This is a genomic window from Williamsia sp. CHRR-6, assembly GCF_018474015.1.
Lineage (GTDB): Bacteria > Actinomycetota > Actinomycetes > Mycobacteriales > Mycobacteriaceae > Williamsia_A.
In genome coordinates this window covers 167555-185595 of sequence record NZ_JAHCSG010000002.1, presented here as the reverse complement: position 1 = coordinate 185595, position 18041 = coordinate 167555, and the positions used below count along the sequence as shown (strand labels likewise).

The following is an 18041-nucleotide window of genomic DNA, read 5'->3' as shown; positions in this document are numbered from 1 at the left end:
ACCCTGACCCCAGGGACTCTTGAAACCTGGCTGACTGGGGCGCACGATCATCCGATGAGTGACTTCAACTCCACGATCATCGCCGAGTTCCGGAACAACGGTGGACACGTCGCCACCGCCGGGTTCGGCGACAACCTGGTGGTGCTGCACACCATCGGCACCAAGAGCGGCCAACTGCGCCTCAACCCGCTCTACAGCGTCACCGACGCCGATGGACACCACCTGGTGGTCGGTTCGGCGGCCGGTTCGCCCAAGCACCCGGCCTGGGTACACAATCTGCGCGCGCACCCCCGCATCGAGGTCGAGGTGCCTCACGACGGTGCCGTGGCCACCATGACGGTCGACGCCGTCGAGGTGGACGAGGCGGACTGGGAGACCGAATGGGCGCGATTCACTGCTGCCTCACCAGGTTTCGTCGAATACACCGCGACCGCCGAGGGCCGACGGTTCCCGATCTTCCGACTTGTCCCGGTGGCGTGACCTAGCCGGCGATCTCGGCTGCGATCGCCGCCACCCCGCGCGCCACCTCGTCGAAGGTGGTGCTCAGCGGGCTCAGGCCCAGCCGGATCCCGTGGGGACGACGGAAATCGGGGATGATGCCCTGGGTCCACAACCGCGCGGTGATCACCTGGAAGTCGGGATGGTCAATGGTGATGTGACCGCCGCGGCGCCGGGAATCGCGCGGACTGGAGACCGTGACACCGCGCGGCGCGAGGTCGGAGTCGACGAGGTCGAGCGCAAATGAAGTGAGCGCCAACGACTTCGCCCGGATCGCCGGCACACCCACCTCGGCGACGAGATCGAGCATGTCCATCATCGGCAGCATCCCGAACACCGGCGGGGTGCCACTGATCATCCGCTGCACGCCGGCGGCGGGCACATAGCCCTGACCCATCTCGAACGGCGCCGCAGCACCCATCCACCCCCAGATGGGCTGGACGATGTGGCCCAGAAGTCGTTGCGCCACATAGGCAAAAGCGGGCGAGCCCGGACCACCGTTGAGGTACTTGTAGGTGCAGCCCACCGCGAGATCGACACCCCAGTCCTCGAGTTCGATGGGTACCGACCCCGCCGAGTGGCACACATCCAACAACAGCAGCGCCCCACGGTCGCGAACCAGCGCGGCAACGGCCGGGGCGTCCAACAGAAAGCCCGAGCGATAGTCGACGTGGGTGACCACCACCACCGCCGTCGACTCACCGACCACGTCGTCGAGCAGATCGACGGTGACCCCCGACCCGAAGTCCGGCTCCACCCACCGCACCACCGCGCCGGTCTCGGCCGCGATGCCTTCCACCAGATATCGGTCGGTGGGAAAGTTGCTGCGGTCGATGACGATCTCGGTGCGACCGGGGTGTAGGGCCAGTGCTGCCCGCACCAACTTGTAGATCCACACCGTGGTCGACTCCCCCACCACCGTCTGGCCCGGCCCGGCACCGAGGGTCAGCGAGGCGATGCGGTCACCGAGGGTGCGCGGCAGGTCGAACCACCGTTCGTCCCAGCCACGGATGAGCCGCCCACCCCACTCGTCGGTGACGAAGTCGCGTACTCGGTCGGCAGTCACCCGCAGCGGTCGGCCCAGCGAGTTGCCGTCTAGGTAGGCCTGCACGTCTCCACCGGTGACGAACCGATCCACGTATCCGGCGAGCGGATCGGCGGCGTCGAGGTCGCACGCTGGCATCGAGGTGGTCACTCCCCCACGCTGCCACACCTGCCCGAGGTGGGGTCACAGTTTGTCGGCCGCCTCGGTGAGCACCGTGCGCGCCAACTCCCGGAACTGGTCGAACTGTCCGTGGGTGCCGTACTTCGCGCGCAGGGAGGCATGGCGGCTGTGACCGGCTGCCGCGGCCACCGTGGTGGACTCGGCGATGTAGCCGGGCAACACGTGGGCGATGGTGGGATCGCGACGCAGGCGGTGCACGGTGTCGCGGTGCAACGCTGAGGCGGCCCGGTATTTGGTGATGACCACACCCAGTTCGACGATGGGCCGGTCGATCTCGTCGCAGAAGCGCCGCACGTAGCGCTGCACCTGTGGGATGCCATAGGTGGACAACACATCCGGGATGGTCGGGATGAGATAGCCGTCGGCCATCGCCAGCCCGTTGAGCGTGATGGGGCCCATCGTGGGTGGGCAGTCGATGAGGATGAAGTCGTACTCACCGGCGATGGGCGCCACCGCATCCCGCAGCACCCCGACCGCGGCGCCGGTGTCGTCGCGTCGCACCCGCAACGCACTGAGCTCCTCGGTCACCTCGATGAGGTCGAGCGAAGACGGGATGAGATCGATGCCGCCCAGCCCGGTCACGGTGGACACGTTGTGCACCAGCGTGTCGGCCAACGAGAACTCGGCCGTGCCATCGACGGCGTCGGCGAACAGGGTGGCCAGGGTGTGCCCGGCGGCGTTGAGCCGCAGCCAGGCATCTTCGCCGATCATCATCGTGGTCAGGTTGATCTGCGAGTCGAGGTCGATGAGCAGCACTCGCCTGCCGAACTCCCCGGCCAACAGGTCGGCGAGTCCGGCGGTCACCGTCGTCTTGCCGACGCCTCCCTTGAGGCTGATCGTCGCGATCACCGCGGGCATGCAGTGAGCCTAAGGACTGCACCGTCACCCGTGTGGGACCTCAGCTCGGGTCGCCGACCTTCTTGCGCCACGCCGTGTAGGAGCGGACCGGGGCGCGGGTGGGCACCACCAGCCACGGCCAGGGATGCACCTCGACGGGATGTACCCGCGCGGCGATGCGCCCGAAGCCTGGCACCGGTGCCCAGGTGGTGGCCAGCGAACGTCCGGCCAACTCGTCGGACACCACGCCGCGGCGCACCTCGACGGCCCGACGCTGCGCCAGGTCGCCGAGACATTCGGCCAGGAACACCAATCGCTTGCCCGACAACCTCAGTCGTGCCAACAGTGGTTCGTCGAAAACGAACACCGCGGGGCGATCGGGGTCAGCGTCCATCGCCGGATCGGTGTCGCCGAGGGACTCTGCGGTCAACCAGACTGCTTCGGCCACATCGCCATCGGGCGTCTCAAGTGGGCCGGTGGGGATGTCGTCGGCGGCCAGGTACGGCCCGTCCACCGCAGGACCCATCTGATCCGACGGCCAGTCCTCGATCGGGCACTGCGAGGCCAGCTCGCATCGGCGACACAGCTCCGGCGACCGCTTGGTCACCTGCCAGCGGCTGAATCCATACGGTTTGCCCGACCCGGTGCCCACCGTCCACTGCCAGCCCAACCGGTTGGCCGCGCGTGACCCGTCGAGCAGGTGTGCGAACATCTCGTCCTCACCGTCGCGCCAGGTGGCCCCAGCCCGCACCGCCCACTGCGAGGCCGCCCACATGCGGGTCTGGTTCACCAGCCACCCGTTCGAATGCAGTTCGTCGACAACAAGATCCATACAGGCCATCTCGCGCGGCCACGGGTCGGCGCCCCACGATCCCGCGGGTACCCGAGGCTGTTCGTAGCGCAGCGCGTGACCCGTCTCAACCCCTACGCGGGCGTAGAGGTGCCGGGCATACTCCTGCCACATCAACTCGTCGCGATACTTGGTCCGGTCGCGGTAGGGGGCGTCGCCCACGGCCTCCCACACCGTCGGCAACGACAACAAACCGTGGCGGATGTAGGGCGACATGCGGCTGGCCCCGCGACGACGTACCGGCAGCACCTCGTTGCGATCGCGGGCGTATCCGGTGATGTCGAGAGCGGCCAGCGCGGTGTCGGCAGCGGTCTGTCCGCCGGTGAACGCCCCGGCCGACACCCCGTCGGCACCCTCGCGGGTGAGGTCACCGAGATGCTCGGCGACCCACGCGATCACCTCCGAGTGGTCGTCGATCTGCGGCGCGGGCGGTGTGGGCAGCTGCATGCCTCCACAGTAGGCGCGCCCGGCGTCACCCCCACCGGCTCAGTCGAGACGGCGTCAGACGACGCGCTTCTCCGGGCTCTGGGTGAGCGCCGGATCGCTGATGACCGCGTCGCCGAGGGCGGCGTCGATCGCGGCGAGGACGTCGGCGTCGAGGGTGACCTCGGAGGCCTTGATGTTCTCGGTGATCTGTTCGGGACGCGACGCCCCGACCAGCGCGGCGGCGATGTTGTCGTTGGCCAGCACCCACGCGATGGCCAACTGCGACATGGTGATTCCCAGCCCGTCGGCGATGGGCGCGAGTTGCTGTACACGAGTGAGGATCTCGTCGCTCATCCACCGCTTGATCATCGCCTCGCCACCCTTGGTGTCGGTGGCGCGCGACCCGGCCGGCGGCTGCTCGCCTGGCTTGTACTTGCCGGTCAACACACCCTGGGCGATGGGCGACCACACGATCTGGGAGATGCCCAGCTCCTTGGAGGTGGGGATCACCCTGTCTTCGATGACCCGCCACAGCGCCGAGTACTGCGGCTGGTTGGAGATGATGGAGAAACCGGCCTGACGCGCCAACGCCTGTCCGGCGCGCAGTTGATCGGCGGTCCACTCCGACACCCCGATGTAGAGCGCCTTACCCGCGCGCACCACGTCGGCGAACGCCGAGATGGTCTCCTCCAGCGGCGTCTCGTAGTCGTAGCGATGCGCCTGATACAGGTCGACGTAGTCGGTACCGAGCCGGGTGAGCGAGGCGTTGATGCCCTCCATGATGTGCTTGCGCGAGAGCCCGGTGTCGTTGGGGCCCTTGGGTCCCACCGGCCAGTAGACCTTGGTGAAGATCTCCAGCGACTCGCGCCGAAGCCCGGCCAACGCGGCACCGAGCACCGATTCGGCCGCGCCGTTCGCGTAGACGTCAGCGGTGTCGAAGGTGGTGATCCCGGCGTCCAGCGCGGCCTTGACACATGCTGTGGCAGTGTCGTTCTCGACCTGCGAACCGTGAGTCAACCAGTTGCCGTAGGTGATCTCCGAGATCTTCAGACCGCTGTTGCCGAGGTACCGATACGCCATTGTCTCGCCTTCCGTTCCGGGTGGTTCGCGGCCGCCCCCGGGGGTGGTGCGGGCGGCCCGACCCGAGGGTAGGCGTGTGATCCGGCTCGCGCCAGAATCTCTAGCCGACGCCGACCGCGGCGGGGTCGGCCCCCGCCTCCGGACTGTCCGGCTCCCCGATCGGTCCCACGAACTGGCTGTTGTAGAGCCGGTGATAGGCACCCTGGGCGGCCAGCAGCTGATCATGGTTGCCCTGCTCCACGATTGCGCCGTTTTCCATCACCAGGATCACGTCGGCATCGCGGATGGTCGAAAGCCGATGGGCGATCACGAAACTGGTGCGGTCGGCCCGCAGCGTGGCCATCGCCTTCTGGATCAGCAACTCGGTCCGGGTGTCCACCGAACTCGTCGCCTCGTCGAGGATGAGGATGGTCGGCTTGGCCAGGAACGCCCGAGCGATGGTGATGAGCTGCTTCTCCCCCGCACTCACCCCGCCACCTTCCTCGTCGATCACCGTGTCGTAGCCGTCGGGCAGGATCGACACGAAATGGTCGACGTGGCCGGCACGGGCCGCCTCGAGGATCTCCTCCTCGGTGGCCTCGGGATCGCCGTAGGCGATGTTGTCGCGGATGGTCCCACCGAACAGCCACGAGTCCTGCAACACCATCCCGGTACGTTCCCGCAGCTGGGCGCGCGGCATCTCGCGCGTCTCGGTCCCGTCGACGGTGATGGCCCCGGAATCGATGTCGTAGAACCGCATCAACAGGTTCACCACCGTCGTCTTACCGGCGCCGGTGGGTCCGACGATGGCGATCATCGCACCCGGATGGGCCGCGAGATCGAGTCCGTCGATCAGGGGTCGGTCCGGCCGGTAGCGGAACGACACATCGTCGAACACCACCTCGCCGGGCCCGTCGATCACCGAGGTGCCGGTGGGATCGGGGGTTTCGACGTCCTCGTCGAGGATCTCGAAGATGCGCTCGGCTGAGGCCACCCCGCTCTGCATCAGGTTGAACATCGCCCCGATCTGGGTGAGCGGTTGGGTGAACTGCCGCGAGTACTGGATGAACGCCTGCACGTCACCAAGGCTCAACGAACCCGAGGCCACCCGCAGCCCACCGACCACCGCAATGGCCACATAGTTGAGGTTCCCGAGGAACATGATGGCGGGCATGATGATCCCGGAGATGAACTGGGCCCGCCAACTCGATTGGTACAGAGCCTCATTGCGAGTGTCGAAGCGTTGCTGGACATCGGCCTGACGCCCGAAGACCTTGATCACCTCGTGTCCGGTGAACGCTTCTTCCACCTCGGCGTCGAGCTGACCGGTGCTCTTCCACTGCGACAGGAAGTGCGGTTTGGAACGCTTGGCCACCATGGTGGTGACCACCACCGCCACGGGCACCGTGGCCAGCGCGATCAACGACAGCAGCGGCGAGATGACGAGCATCATGACCAGGATGCCGATGATCATGAACACCGAGTTGAGGAGCTGCTGCAGGGTCTGTTGCATCGACTGCGACAGGTTGTCGATGTCGTTGGTCACCCGACTGAGCAACTCTCCACGCGGCGTGGTGTCGAAGTAGCGCAATGGAAGTCGGTGGATCTTGTCCTCGACCTCACGGCGCAGTGAACGCACCGTGGCCTGCACCACCACGTTGAGCAGCAGGCTCATCAACCAGGCCAGCAGGGCGGCCACCAGATAGAGGATGAGCACCGTGATCATGGTGTGGGTGAGCGCCGGGAAATCCACGCCCGAGCCGGGCCGCACATCCATCGACGACACCATGTCGGCGTAGGTGCCGTTGCCGCCCTCGCGGAGCCGCTGCACCGCCTCCTGCTTGCTCACCCCCTCGGGCAACGTCTTACCGATCACCCCGGCGAAGATGATGTCGGTGGCGTGACCGAGGATCTTGGGTGCCAGCGCGGTGAGCACCACCGACCCGATCGCCGAGGCGGCCACCACGATCAGCGCGATCCGGTGCACGCCCAACCGGCGCAGCAGCCGCGCCACCGACGGGGTGAACGACTTCGCCCGCTGTCCGGGCGGACCCGCCCCCATCGGCCCGGTCATCACGAGACCTCCACCGACAGTTGCGATTCGACGATCTCGGCGTAGGTGCGACACCCCGAGGCCAACAGCTCCTCGTGGGTGCCCACCCCCACCACCCGGCCGTGCTCGAGGACCACGATCGAGTCGGCCTCGATGATCGTCGACACCCGCTGGGCCACGATGATCACACAGGCCTGCGCGGTCACCGGCGCCAACGCGGCGCGCAGCTGGGCGTCGGTGGTGAGGTCGAGGGCGGAGAAGGAGTCGTCGAACAGGTAGATGTCGGGACGGCGGATCACCGCGCGCGCGATGGCCAACCGTTGCCGCTGCCCACCGGAGACGGTGGTGCCCCCCTGTGCCACCGGGGTGTCGAGGCCATCGGGCATGGCGCGCACGAAGTCGGCCGCCTGGGCGATGGTCAACGCATCCCAGATCTCGTCGTCGGTGGCGTCGGGCTTACCGTGCTGCAGATTGGTTCTGATGGTGCCAGAGAACAGGTACGGCTTCTGCGGCACCAGTCCGATCACCCGCCGTAGCTCGTCGAGATCGAGCTGACGTACGTCGGTGTCGCCGACCGACACCGTCCCCTCGGTCACGTCGATCAACCGCGGGATGAGGCCGAGCAGGGTGGTCTTACCTGATCCGGTGGAACCGACGATGGCGGTGGTGGTGCCCGGTCGGGCGGTGAACGACACGTCGGCCAGCACCGGCGATTGCGCTCCGGGGTAACGGAACTCGACGCCTGCGAACTCCACCTTCGCCGCCGGCGCCGCGAACCCGATCGGGGCGGCAGCCGGGATCACCGACGTCTCGGTGTCGAGGACCTCGGTGATCCGTTCGGCGCAGACGGCGGCGCGCGGCGCCATCATGGCCAGGAACGAGGCCATCATCACCGCCATCAGGATCTGCATCACGTAGTTCATCAGCGCGGTCAGTGCCCCGATCTCCACGCTGCCACCGGAGATGAGGTAGCCGCCGATCCAGATGATGGCCACGATGGTGAGGTTGGTGATGACGGTGACCACCGGGAACATCAGTGCGACCAGGCGTCCCACCCGCAACGACGCCTCGGTCAGGTCGTCGTTGGCAACCCCGAAGCGAGTGCGCTCATAGGGCTCACGGACGAAAGCGCGCACCACTCGGATACCGGTGATCTGTTCGCGCAGAACACGATTGACATTGTCGATGCGGGTCTGCATGGCGCGGAACTGCGGCACCATCCGCGCGATGATCAGCGCCATCGCCCCGCCGAGGACCGGTACGGCCACCACCAGCACCCAGGCCAGGGTGCCGCCCACCCGCAGACCCATCACGATGCCGCCCACACACATGATGGGCGCGGTCACCAGGATGGTCGCCGCCATCACGCCCAGCATCTGCACCTGCTGCACGTCGTTGGTGGTGCGGGTGATCAACGACGGCGCCCCGAAGGTCCCCATCTCACGGGCCGAGAACGTACCGACGCGGGTCATCAGGTCGCGGCGGATGTCGCGTCCGGCGCCCAACGCCGCCCGCGCGCCGAACCACGCCGAGGCGATGCTGCACACCACCTGCACCAGCGAGACCGCCAGCATCCACATCCCTCGGTCGGTGATGTAGTCGGTGTCGCCGCGGGCGATTCCCTTGTCGATGATCTCGGCGTTGAGGGTGGGCAGGTAGAGCATCGCGATGGTCGAGATGACCTGAAGGAAGACGATCGCCACCAGCTCGGTGCGATAGCGCTGCAGGTAGGTCCGGAGTAGACGAACGAGCACGTGGGCTCTACTTTCGGCGAGCTGATGAGACGGGCTAACAGTACCAATCGGGCGGTCGACCGGGCGCTGCGAGATTGAGAATTCGCACAGCATGACGAACAATCGGCGGCGGGTCGGGGGACAGACACACACGACAACGTTAGGAACCCATGCGCATCAGAGAGCGACTCGTGGCGGCGATCGTGACCACGGTATCCGTGGCCGTCGTGGCATCTTCGCAGTTCGCCGGGGCGGCGAGCGCAGACAACACATACGGAGAGTTCCTGGTCGGCGGCAAGATCGAGGAGGCGTATCTCGCCACCGGTGGCGCCGCGACCTGGGGAAACCCGACCGGACCCGAGCTGTCGGCGGGACTGGGCGGCCGCTTCCAGCGGTTCGAGAAGGACACATCGTTCTACTGGAAAGCCTCGGTCGCCGGTGGCACCGCACACCAGGTGGGCGGTGCGATCCTACGCAAGTGGGGCACCAAGCGCTGGGAGCGCGGGCCGCTGGGCTACCCGCTGACCGACGAACAGGACGCCGCAGGCAAGGGCAAGCGCCAGCAGTTCCAGGGCGGAAACGTCTACTACTCCAAGAACAACGGCACCTTCGTGGTGTGGGGCATGCTGCTCGGTGTGTGGGCGCGCAAGGGCGGACCCGGCGGCTTCTTCGGGATGCCGGTCAGCGACGAGTACCGCGTGGGCAAGAAATGGGCGCAGGACTTCTCCGGCGGCACCCTGTTCTGGCCCTGATCAGCGCGTCACCTGAGCTGTTCGGCACGCTCGACGGGTAATATCGGCACGCTCGACGGGTGATATCGGCACGGTCGACGTTCAGGCGCCGAAGCGGGCAGTCCGGGTCATGATGGCCTGCGTGCGATCGGTCTGCGCGCAGGCCTGCGCCAAGGCACTGACCACGGCATCGGCCATCGCGGCACAGAACTGCTCGGGTGCAGACGAGTCCGGTGCTTCTGCGACCACCAGGTCGACGAAACCGTTCTCCCGCAGCGTGTCGGCGCGGATGCCCTGCGCGGCAGCCATCTGCGCGGCGTGGTCGACGTCGCGGTGCACGATGATGCTCGCCCCCTCGGGCGGCAGCGGCGACAGCCACGCATGTTCGGCGGCCACCAGCCGATCGGCCGGGAGCAACGCCAACGCCGCCCCCCCGGCCCCCTCACCGAGTAGCACCGACACCGTGGGCACCGGCAATGCGATCAGATCGGCCAGGCAGCGGGCGATCTCTGCGGCCAGGCCCCCTTCCTCGGCGGCCGCCGACAGTTCGGCGCCGGGGGTGTCCACCACGGTCACCAGCGGCAGGTTCAGCTCGGCGGCCAGGGACATGCCCCGCCGAGCCACCCGCAGCGCTGCCGGACCCAGCCACGAGCCTGGACGTTGTCGCCGCCGGTCCTGACCGATCACCACCACACCGCGCCCGCCGATGGTGGCCAGGGCGACGACCATGGCCCGGTCACTTTCCCCTTCCCCGGTGCCGTTGAGGTACACGACGGGAGATGCGATCTGCGTCAACAGATCCCGAATTCCCGGCCGCCGCGGGTCGCGTGAGCGCAGCACCGAGGACCACACCTCGCCCCTGGAGGCGAACGCCGATGGTGTCGCGACCGCCGCCGGGGCCACGGGCCGGTCGTGGTCGACGACGGCCAGCACCGCGTCGACGAACTCGGCCAGGTTGTCCGGCGGGGTGACGATGTCGATGATCCCCTGCGCCCGCAGGTTTTCCGCACGCTGGACACCCTCAGCGAACGGCTCACCGTAGAGGCCCTCGTACACCCGGGGGCCCAGGAAGCCGATCAGCGCGTCGGGTTGGGCCAGGGTGACGTGACCGAGCGAACCCCACGACGCCAGTACCCCACCGGTGGTCGGATGACGCAGATACACCAGGTAGGGCAACCGTGCGGCCTTGTGGTCGACCACGGCGGCGGTGATCGCGACCATCTGCAGAAAGGCGGCGGTGCCCTCCTGCATGCGGGTGCCGCCCGATGCCGGTAACGCCACCAACGGCAACCGCGCTGCGGTGGCCCGTCGGATCGCGGCCACGATGCGGTGGCCGGCGGCGCGGCCGATGGAACCGGCGAGGAAACCGAACTCGCTCACCACGATCGCCACCGGCCGCCCGGCGATGGTGGCAGCGCCGGTGAGCACCGACTCATCGACCCCGGCCGCTGTGCGCGCGGCCGCCAGCTCGGCGGCGTATTCGGCGCTGATCACCGCGGGCATCTGCGGTGGCCCGTCCCAGGACCGCCAACTCTCGGCGTCGATCAGCAGGGCGAGGATGTCACGCGCGGTGCGTCGGGTCACGCTCTCATCGTCGCAGCCGTCGCCTCACTTCTGTGCAGGCAACACGTGTTCGCCGGTCTTGTCGCAGGACAACGCCAGCGAGGAGATGTACTGCTTCTCCCCGTTCGGTCCCGGCTTGGCCGAGGCGATCATGTCGGGACGCTCGAACTCGATGCCGGTGACGCAGCACATCAGCAGCGCGTCTGAGGGGTTGCCGTGTTCGTCGAGCATCGGAAGATCGATCCCGTCGTCGGTGCGCCGCAGGTAGTACCGACCTCGCGTGGCGATCGCGATCACCGGTGGCAACACCAGCGCGAGCACCGCAGCCACGATCGGCGAGTAGGGCTGGATGGCGTCGCCGAAAACGTGGAAGTAAGTCATGATCGACAATCCGCCGGCCAACACCACGCTGCCGAATCCGACCGGGTTGACGCTGTAGAGCATTCCGCGTCGGAACTCCGGCTGCTTGGGCGACAACCCCAGCAGATATTTGTTGATCGCGATGTCAGAAGCCACCGCCACGATCCAGGCGATGCCGCAGTTGGCGTAGAAGTTCAGCAGATCCGACAGGAAGCTGAACATGTCGGCCTCCATCAACACCAGTGCGATGAGGACGTTGAACCCGAGGAACACCAGCCGCCCGGGGTAGGTCTTGGTGACGCGGGTGAAGCTGTTGGTCCAGGCCAGCGACCCTGAGTAGGCGTTGGTGACGTTGATCTTGATCTGACTGATGACCACGAGGATCACCGCCAGCGTCAGCGCCAACCAGTGCGGCATGAAGTCGTCGTAGATGGCCAGGAACTGTTCGACCGGCTGGTTGGCCACGCCGGCCTGCGCCGTGAAGTTGAGGATCAGGTAGACCGCCAGGAACAGCCCGACGACCTGCTTGATGGCGCCGAAGAACACCCACCCCGGGCCCGCGACGATGACCGCGGTCCACCACCGACGCTTGTTCTCAGGCGTTTTCGGCGGCATGAACCTCAGATAGTCGATCTGTTCGGCGATCTGGGCGATCAGCGACAGACAGACACCTGCCGCCAACATGATCCCGGCGAAGTTGACGTTGTTTCCGCCTGTCGCATCGGTGCCGCCGCTGTAGGCCAAGAAGTCTCCGACGGTCTCGGGGTGGCGCAACAGCAGGTATGTGAACGGCAACACCATCATCACCAGCCACAGCGGGGTGGTCCACACCTGCAGCTTGGCCAGCGTGTTCATGCCGTAGATGACCAGTGGGATGACCATCACCGAGGAGATGAGGTAGCCCGCCCACAGGGGGATCCCCAACCCGAGCTTGAGGCCCTGGGCCATGATCGAGCCCTCGAGCGCGAAGAAGATGAAGGTGAACGAGGCGAAGATGATGTTGGTCAGGACCGAGCCGTAGTATCCGAAACCGCTTCCGCGGGTGATCAAGTCGAGGTCGATGTTGTAGCGAGCCGCGTAGTAGGCCAACGGATAACCCGACAGCACGATGACCACGGCGAAGACGAGGATGCCCCACAGGGCGTTGCCGGTGCCGTTGGCGATGCCGATGTTGGCGCCGATGGCGAAGTCGGCGAGGTAGGCGATGCCGCCCAGCGCAGAGGTGGCCACCACGGCCGGGCCCCAACGGCGATAGCTGCGCGGAGCAAACCGAAGGGTGTAGTCCTCCAACGTTTCCCGGGTCGCCGCGGCTGCCATCGCATTGGCGCCTGAGGCCGGTGCGGTGGCGCTGACGGGGGGATCGGCGACGGTGTCCGACGACATGTGCACTCCTCGGTGAAAGGATCGGGAATGCCAGAAACCTAGAGACGTCGTGTATCAGTGGGTGCGCGTTCGTGTTTCACGCAGGAAAACTCAGACACTCGCCGCCGGGACGGGTGCCTGCGTCACCGACCGGTGAACCGCGGTGGGCGCTTCTCGATCCTGGCCGCCCGGGCCTCGGCGACGTCCGAGCTACGCCAGGCGGCTCGCATGGCCTCGGTGTGTGCTGGGGCGGGCTCGTCGCGGGCGCCGTCGCCGGTGAACACCAGTTTGTAGTGGGCGAGGGTGAGCGGGGCCAGTTCGGCGATGCTCGCCGCCCACTCCTGGGCCACCGCCAGATCGCCGATGCGATTCGCGAAACCCACCGACAATGCGTGTTCGGCGGTAAGCGGGTCGCACCCGATGAGCATGCCGCGGGCAATTCCCGCCCCCACCAGAGAGATCAGACGTCGAATAGTCCATTCATCCACGGCCACACCGATCTTGGCCGCCGGTATCCCGCAGGTCGCACCGGGTGCCATGACGCGCAGATCGGCGACCATCGCCAACTGCAGGCCTGCGCCCAGCGCACTGCCGTTCAACGCCGCGATCACCGGAACCGGGACCGCCTCGATCCGCTGCAGCGCCGACACCAGCGTGGTCAGGAACTCGGGGTCGTACACCGGGCCCGACAGGTCCGCGCCCGCGCAGAACACCGGCCCCTGACCGGTGAGCACGATGGCGCGCGCCCCCGCGTCGACGGCAGACTCCACGGCGGCCACCAACCCGTGGACCATGTCGTGATCGAGTGCGTTGCGCTTCTCGGCGCGGCGCAATTCGATCGTGGTCACCGGCCCGTCTGACGTGCTGTCGATCATGCGCGTCAGCCTAACGCTGCAGTATGTGTTCTAGTGTTGTTGCACTATTCGAACATATGATCTACAATGAGAGTACAGCGCGCGGGGAGGGGGTGCACGTGTCGACTTCGTTGATCGCCAAATATGCTGCGCTGCAGACTCTTCTGGGCGAGATCGCCGACGAATCATCCGACGCGTGCACCGAGTCGCAGGTGGCCGAGCTGGCCATCATGCATGAGCGCCTCACTCGCCGGATGGGCTCCATCGGCCTGCATCGCATCGCCGAGGTGTCTGAGCGCGAGGCGTATCGAACCGTGCAGTGCCGCAACCTCATCGAGTTCGTCGCCGATCGACTCCGGGTCGCAACCCCGAAAAGGCGGCTCCGCGAGGTGTCGGAACTGTCGACCATGCGGTCCATGACGGGTGAGCAGCTACCCCCGCGTTGCCCCGACACCGCTGCGGCGATGGCCGATGGCGACCTGTCGCATGAGCACGTCAGCGCGGTGCTCGATGTCCTCGCCAAGATCCCCGGCGCCACCCAACCGGACGTGCGTGAGCGCGCCGAAGCGCAACTCGCCGACATCGCACGCCGCTTCAGCCCCCGCGAGATCACCCGCGCCGGCGTACGCATCCTCGCCCACCTCGACCCAGACGGCGAGCCGCCGTCGGACCGTGATCGCGCCCGCAACCGCAGCCTGGGTCTGGGGGCCCAGGATTCGCTGCTGATGTCCAAACTCACCGGCCACCTCGACCCCGTGACCCGCGCACTTTTCGACGTCGTCCTCGCCGCATGGGCCGCACCCGGCATGAACAACCCCGACGACGAACACTCTCCCCACGGGGGCCGGGACGACGACAGCATCGACCCCGCACTGCTGCGCGAGGCGGCTGACCGCGACTGTCGATCGCAATCCCAGCGCAACCACGACGCACTCAAAGCGCTTCTGCAGTCAGCGGTCGACGGTGGGCTGCTCGGCCGCTCCCACCGCGGACTCCCGCCGCACATCATCGTGTCGGTCACCGACGAGCAACTGCGCGAGCGAGCCGGAGTCGCCCACACTGCTACCGGATCCGACCTGCCGATGGCCGACGTCATCGCGCTGGCCGCCACCGCACAGATGCACCTGTCGGTGTTCGAAGACATGACCGGCGAACCCCTGTTCTACGGACGCGCAAAACGACTCGCGACGCAGGCCCAACGATTCGTCCTGTTCTCCCACTACGGCGGCTGCGGCAAGGCCGGCTGCCCCACGCCCTTTGCGCACGTCGAGATCCACCACGCCGAAAGCGATTGGGCCTACGGCGGAGTCACCGACGTCACCGATCTCGCACCCGCCTGCGGACCCCACAACCGTGCCGTCGGCACCGGGCCCGGACAGTTCCAAACCGTGAAAATCGAGTACGGACCCGACCGCGGACGCTACGGCTGGATACCAAATGGCTCGAGCGACCCGCCCCGCGCCAACCACCTGCACCGGCCAGAACAGATCCTGGCCGCTGACATCCCATCGGCGACGGTTCGCACCGCAGCCGAACGCAGACTCAGGTTCCTCGCCACTGAAGCCAGCACCGTCGCTGCGGCCCACCGGCACGCGGTGCTCACTGAGTAGTGTTCTCGCGTGCCCATCGACACCGTTCTCAACTGCGTGGTGATCGGCGGCGGTCAAGCCGGGCTGTCGGCGGGCTATTTCTTGCAACGTCGCGGGCTCGACGGCCGGTTCGTCATCCTCGATCACGCACCCGCCCCCGGCGGGGCGTGGCAGTTCCGTTGGCCCACGCTCACTCTCGCAGGCGCCAACCACGTCCACGACCTCCCGGGGTGGGGACTCACCGACGCACTCGGCGTCGAATGTGATGCGTGGCCGGCCGCCACTGCCGTCGCCGACTACTTCCGGCGATACGAGGAACGCTTCGCGCTGCCCGTCCGCCGACCCGTTCACGTGCGATCGGTGCGCCGAACCAATCCAGACCACTTCGTCATCGCTGCGGTGTCCGCTGATGGCCCGTGCACCATCCACGCCCGAACCATCATCAACGCCACCGGCACCTGGGACCGGCCGTTCATCCCGCACGTATCGGGGATCGACACCTTCACCGGTCGCCAGCTGCACACCCACGACTACGCCGACCCTCACGATTTCGACGGTGAACGGGTCCTGGTGGTGGGCGCGGGGATCTCGGCGGTGCAGTTGCTCATCGAGATCGCCCGCACCGCAAGCGATGTCACCACATACTGGTGCAGCCGCCGAAAACCAGAGTTCGCCGACGAACCATTCACACCCGACGCGGGCCGTCAGGCGGTGGCGCTGGTGGAACAGCGGGTGCGGGCCGGGCTGCCGCCCGCATCCGTCGTCTCGGTGACGGGCCTGCACCGCACCCCGGCGATCGCGGCGGCGCAGGCCGACGGCATCCTGACCTGGATGCCCATGTTCGACGTGATCACCCCCGACGGCGTCGCCTGGCGCGATGGCACCCGGGCCGACCTAGCCCTGGACACCATCTTCTGGAACACCGGATTCCGCAGTGCCCTGGACCATCTCGCGCCGCTGCGACTACGTGCTCCCGGCGGCGGGATCACCATGACCGGACGGCTGGCCACCGTTGTCGCCGCACAGCCTGCCGTGCAGTTGCTGGGGTACGGGCCGTCAGCCTCGACCATCGGCGCCAACCGGGCCGGCCGCGAGGCGGCGACGGTGGTCGCCGAGCTGCTCGGCGACGACCACTCCCCGTCATGAACCGCCCGCCGCCCACCGGGGACCTCGGCCTTGCCGAACAGTTCATCGTGCTCACCATCGATCCCGTTCGGCAGCAGCCCTACATCGGCGACATTCACCTGCCGCTGCCGATTGCGTGCTGCCTCATGTTGGATCTGGCCATCCGCCAACGCATCTGGATCGACCACCGCGAATCCGGGGGTTTCTTCCACCGCGGCGTGATCAGGGTCGCCGACCCGAGCCCGACGGGCAACGTTCACCTCGACATGGTCATCGCGACGATGATGGGCTCGCCACCCAAGCCAGCTCACTCCTGGATCCGTCGCATCGACTCCTACGGTCCACGGGTGCTTGCCGACACACGTGCGCACGCTCTGGCGGCCGGTCACCTCGTCCCCGGCGTCTCGCGGCAGTTGGGGTTCACCAGGCCTGGCTGGTCGGTGCCCCCCGGATCTCCGATCCACCACCTGGCGGCCACTGTCGACCGGGCACTGGCCGGCGGCCCGCAGTTCGCCTCGACGACAGCCTTGATCGCGATGTTCACCGAGTTCGGACTGCTGCGGCTGCGGTTCCCGCGGGCCCTGCGGCCGGTCAGCTCCACCCGCTTTCATCTGTTTCCAGCACTGGAAGAGATGGCCACCCAGGTCATGTCCGTGCTTCGGAGCGACTCAGTGCTCATCCGGCGGCTACACAACATTTCCGACTAAAAACTTGACATAGTGTTGGGTTTTCCCAACACTATGTCACGTGAGCCCAGTCAGACGTGGTCCGCAGCGACCGATCTACAACCGGATTGCCGTCTTGCGCGCCGAACGTCAGATGACGCGAGCGCAACTCGCCGACCTCGTCGAGATCAACGTGCAGTCGGTCGGCGCGCTCGAACGGGGCGACAACTACCCCAGCCTCGACCTGGCCATGCGGATCTGCGAGGTCTTCGAGTTGCCGATCGAGGCCGTCTTCAGCCGCGACGAGTTCGGGGCCATGTCCGCCGAGCTGTATGCCAACCGGAATGGAGCAACGTCATGACCGACCCGCACTCGGCGATCCCCGAACACGTCAAACCTGAGCTGTGGCGCCGCTACGAGGATTGGCGGGTCCGCCGCTACGAGAGGGCGGTCGCGAAGAACGCACACCGGTGGCCGAGCCTGCGCAACCAGCGCACATTTCGCCGCCTCGTCGGGCTCGCCGGCACCTGGGTGGTCATCATGCTCCTCGGCGCGACGCTGGCGGTGTTCGGCAGCACCTGGTTTTTCGTGCCGTGGGTGGCGGGGCTGGCCGGGGTGGCCGCCACCCTGCACCTGGTGCGGACCGTGACCGGGTCGGTGATCGATGCACCAGTTGGCGCCTTGGACGAGATTCAGCTGGCCCAACGCAATTCGGCTCGATCGCTCGGCTACTGGGCCATCTTCTCGCTGATCTTCTTCCCGTACCTCATGTTGATCTGGATGGGCTCGACGATGGACTACGTGCGTGGTGACACCGTTTACGGGGTCGGGGTCCTGCTGGTGAGCCTGGTGGTCGCCGCTGCGGCACTGCCTCCCCTGCTGGTCGCGTGGTGGACCAACGACCCCGACCCCGAAGACCGGCCCGACGTCATCGTCGTTGATGAACCACCGAGCCCTCCAGCGGCAGCCCCGTCAGTGGCCGAGTCACCACCGGCATCGCCACAGACCGCACCACTACACAGTGAATCATCAACTCCCGCAAGCACTGTCCGGACCAGCGACCTCGATCCGCCACGACCCGCGCCATGGTGATCTGCCACGGCGCCACAAC

At 67.1% G+C, this 18041-nt stretch carries 16 protein-coding genes; 7 read left to right on the top strand and 9 right to left on the bottom strand.

Annotation, left to right across the window (positions count from 1 at the left end):
- The first annotated feature begins 54 nt into the window (after nt 1-54).
- A complete protein-coding gene (locus KIK15_RS06810; RefSeq protein WP_214243442.1) occupies nt 55-480 on the top strand; it encodes a nitroreductase/quinone reductase family protein in 426 nt (141 codons plus the stop codon).
- A 1-nt stretch (nt 481) separates the two neighbouring features.
- Here the strand turns inward: KIK15_RS06810 and KIK15_RS06805 are convergent, their stop codons facing one another.
- The 6 genes from KIK15_RS06805 to KIK15_RS06780 form a co-directional block, all read right to left on the bottom strand.
- On the bottom strand, nt 482-1681 hold the full coding sequence (locus KIK15_RS06805; protein ID WP_214243822.1) for a kynureninase: 1200 nt from the start codon (nt 1679-1681) through the stop codon (nt 482-484).
- A gap of 45 nt (nt 1682-1726) precedes the next feature.
- Nucleotides 1727-2581, bottom strand: coding sequence for a ParA family protein (locus tag KIK15_RS06800; protein WP_214243441.1), 855 nt, complete (start codon nt 2579-2581; stop codon nt 1727-1729).
- A 40-nt stretch (nt 2582-2621) separates the two neighbouring features.
- On the bottom strand, nt 2622-3857 hold the full coding sequence (locus KIK15_RS06795) for an FAD-binding domain-containing protein (protein WP_250324281.1): 1236 nt from the start codon (nt 3855-3857) through the stop codon (nt 2622-2624).
- 54 nt (nt 3858-3911) lie between these two features.
- Nucleotides 3912-4916: an aldo/keto reductase family protein gene (locus tag KIK15_RS06790; RefSeq protein WP_214243440.1), complete on the bottom strand. Its 1005-nt coding sequence runs from the start codon at nt 4914-4916 to the stop codon at nt 3912-3914.
- Between the two features lie 100 nt (nt 4917-5016).
- Nucleotides 5017-6969 carry an ABC transporter ATP-binding protein gene (locus KIK15_RS06785; RefSeq protein WP_214243439.1) on the bottom strand — a complete coding sequence of 651 codons (1953 nt, stop codon included), beginning with the start codon at nt 6967-6969 and terminating at the stop codon, nt 5017-5019.
- Nucleotides 6969-8702, bottom strand: a complete 1734-nt coding sequence (locus tag KIK15_RS06780; protein ID WP_214243438.1) for an ABC transporter ATP-binding protein — start codon at nt 8700-8702, stop codon at nt 6969-6971. The genes KIK15_RS06785 and KIK15_RS06780 overlap by 1 nt, the downstream gene beginning before the upstream one ends.
- A gap of 182 nt (nt 8703-8884) precedes the next feature.
- On the opposite strand from KIK15_RS06780, the gene KIK15_RS06775 reads away from it, so the two are divergent.
- The gene (locus KIK15_RS06775) at nt 8885-9433 is read left to right on the top strand and encodes a lysozyme (protein WP_307851770.1); all 549 of its coding nucleotides are present in this window, start codon (nt 8885-8887) and stop codon (nt 9431-9433) included.
- Nucleotides 9434-9514: 81 nt separating this feature from the next.
- Here the strand turns inward: KIK15_RS06775 and KIK15_RS06770 are convergent, their stop codons facing one another.
- The 3 genes from KIK15_RS06770 to KIK15_RS06760 all read right to left on the bottom strand — a co-directional run bounded on the left by KIK15_RS06770 (nt 9515) and on the right by KIK15_RS06760 (nt 13572).
- On the bottom strand, nt 9515-10996 hold the full coding sequence (locus tag KIK15_RS06770) for a carboxyl transferase domain-containing protein (RefSeq protein WP_214243436.1): 1482 nt from the start codon (nt 10994-10996) through the stop codon (nt 9515-9517).
- Nucleotides 10997-11020: 24 nt separating this feature from the next.
- Nucleotides 11021-12718 (bottom strand): cytosine permease, encoded by a 1698-nt coding sequence (locus KIK15_RS06765; RefSeq protein ID WP_374222827.1) that lies wholly within the window; start codon nt 12716-12718, stop codon nt 11021-11023.
- Between the two features lie 122 nt (nt 12719-12840).
- On the bottom strand, nt 12841-13572 hold the full coding sequence (locus KIK15_RS06760; RefSeq protein ID WP_214243434.1) for an enoyl-CoA hydratase: 732 nt from the start codon (nt 13570-13572) through the stop codon (nt 12841-12843).
- A 98-nt stretch (nt 13573-13670) separates the two neighbouring features.
- On the opposite strand from KIK15_RS06760, the gene KIK15_RS06755 reads away from it, so the two are divergent.
- The 5 genes from KIK15_RS06755 to KIK15_RS06735 are packed head-to-tail and all read left to right on the top strand — an operon-like array spanning nt 13671 to nt 18022.
- A complete protein-coding gene (locus KIK15_RS06755) occupies nt 13671-15161 on the top strand; it encodes a DUF222 domain-containing protein (RefSeq protein WP_214243433.1) in 1491 nt (496 codons plus the stop codon).
- 9 nt (nt 15162-15170) lie between these two features.
- Nucleotides 15171-16286: an NAD(P)-binding domain-containing protein gene (locus tag KIK15_RS06750; RefSeq protein WP_374222826.1), complete on the top strand. Its 1116-nt coding sequence runs from the start codon at nt 15171-15173 to the stop codon at nt 16284-16286.
- Nucleotides 16283-16972, top strand: coding sequence for a GPP34 family phosphoprotein (locus tag KIK15_RS06745; protein ID WP_214243432.1), 690 nt, complete (start codon nt 16283-16285; stop codon nt 16970-16972). Before KIK15_RS06750 ends, KIK15_RS06745 begins: the two co-directional genes overlap by 4 nt.
- Nucleotides 16973-17012: 40 nt before the next feature.
- Nucleotides 17013-17291, top strand: coding sequence for a helix-turn-helix transcriptional regulator (locus KIK15_RS06740; protein ID WP_214243431.1), 279 nt, complete (start codon nt 17013-17015; stop codon nt 17289-17291).
- Nucleotides 17288-18022: a hypothetical protein gene (locus tag KIK15_RS06735; protein ID WP_214243430.1), complete on the top strand. Its 735-nt coding sequence runs from the start codon at nt 17288-17290 to the stop codon at nt 18020-18022. Before KIK15_RS06740 ends, KIK15_RS06735 begins: the two co-directional genes overlap by 4 nt.
- The last annotated feature ends 19 nt before the right edge of the window (nt 18023-18041 follow it).

Coding starts and splice junctions, on each gene's coding strand:
- KIK15_RS06735 (WP_214243430.1), top strand. CDS start 17,288: ATGACCGACCCGCACTCGGCGATCCCCGAACACGTCAAACCTGAGCTG.
- KIK15_RS06810 (WP_214243442.1), top strand. CDS start 55: ATGAGTGACTTCAACTCCACGATCATCGCCGAGTTCCGGAACAACGGT.
- KIK15_RS06795 (WP_250324281.1), bottom strand. CDS start 3,857: ATGCAGCTGCCCACACCGCCCGCGCCGCAGATCGACGACCACTCGGAG.
- KIK15_RS06785 (WP_214243439.1), bottom strand. CDS start 6,969: ATGACCGGGCCGATGGGGGCGGGTCCGCCCGGACAGCGGGCGAAGTCG.
- KIK15_RS06760 (WP_214243434.1), bottom strand. CDS start 13,572: ATGATCGACAGCACGTCAGACGGGCCGGTGACCACGATCGAATTGCGC.
- KIK15_RS06805 (WP_214243822.1), bottom strand. CDS start 1,681: ATGCCAGCGTGCGACCTCGACGCCGCCGATCCGCTCGCCGGATACGTG.
- KIK15_RS06765 (WP_374222827.1), bottom strand. CDS start 12,718: ATGTCGTCGGACACCGTCGCCGATCCCCCCGTCAGCGCCACCGCACCG.
- KIK15_RS06800 (WP_214243441.1), bottom strand. CDS start 2,581: ATGCCCGCGGTGATCGCGACGATCAGCCTCAAGGGAGGCGTCGGCAAG.
- KIK15_RS06790 (WP_214243440.1), bottom strand. CDS start 4,916: ATGGCGTATCGGTACCTCGGCAACAGCGGTCTGAAGATCTCGGAGATC.
- KIK15_RS06745 (WP_214243432.1), top strand. CDS start 16,283: ATGAACCGCCCGCCGCCCACCGGGGACCTCGGCCTTGCCGAACAGTTC.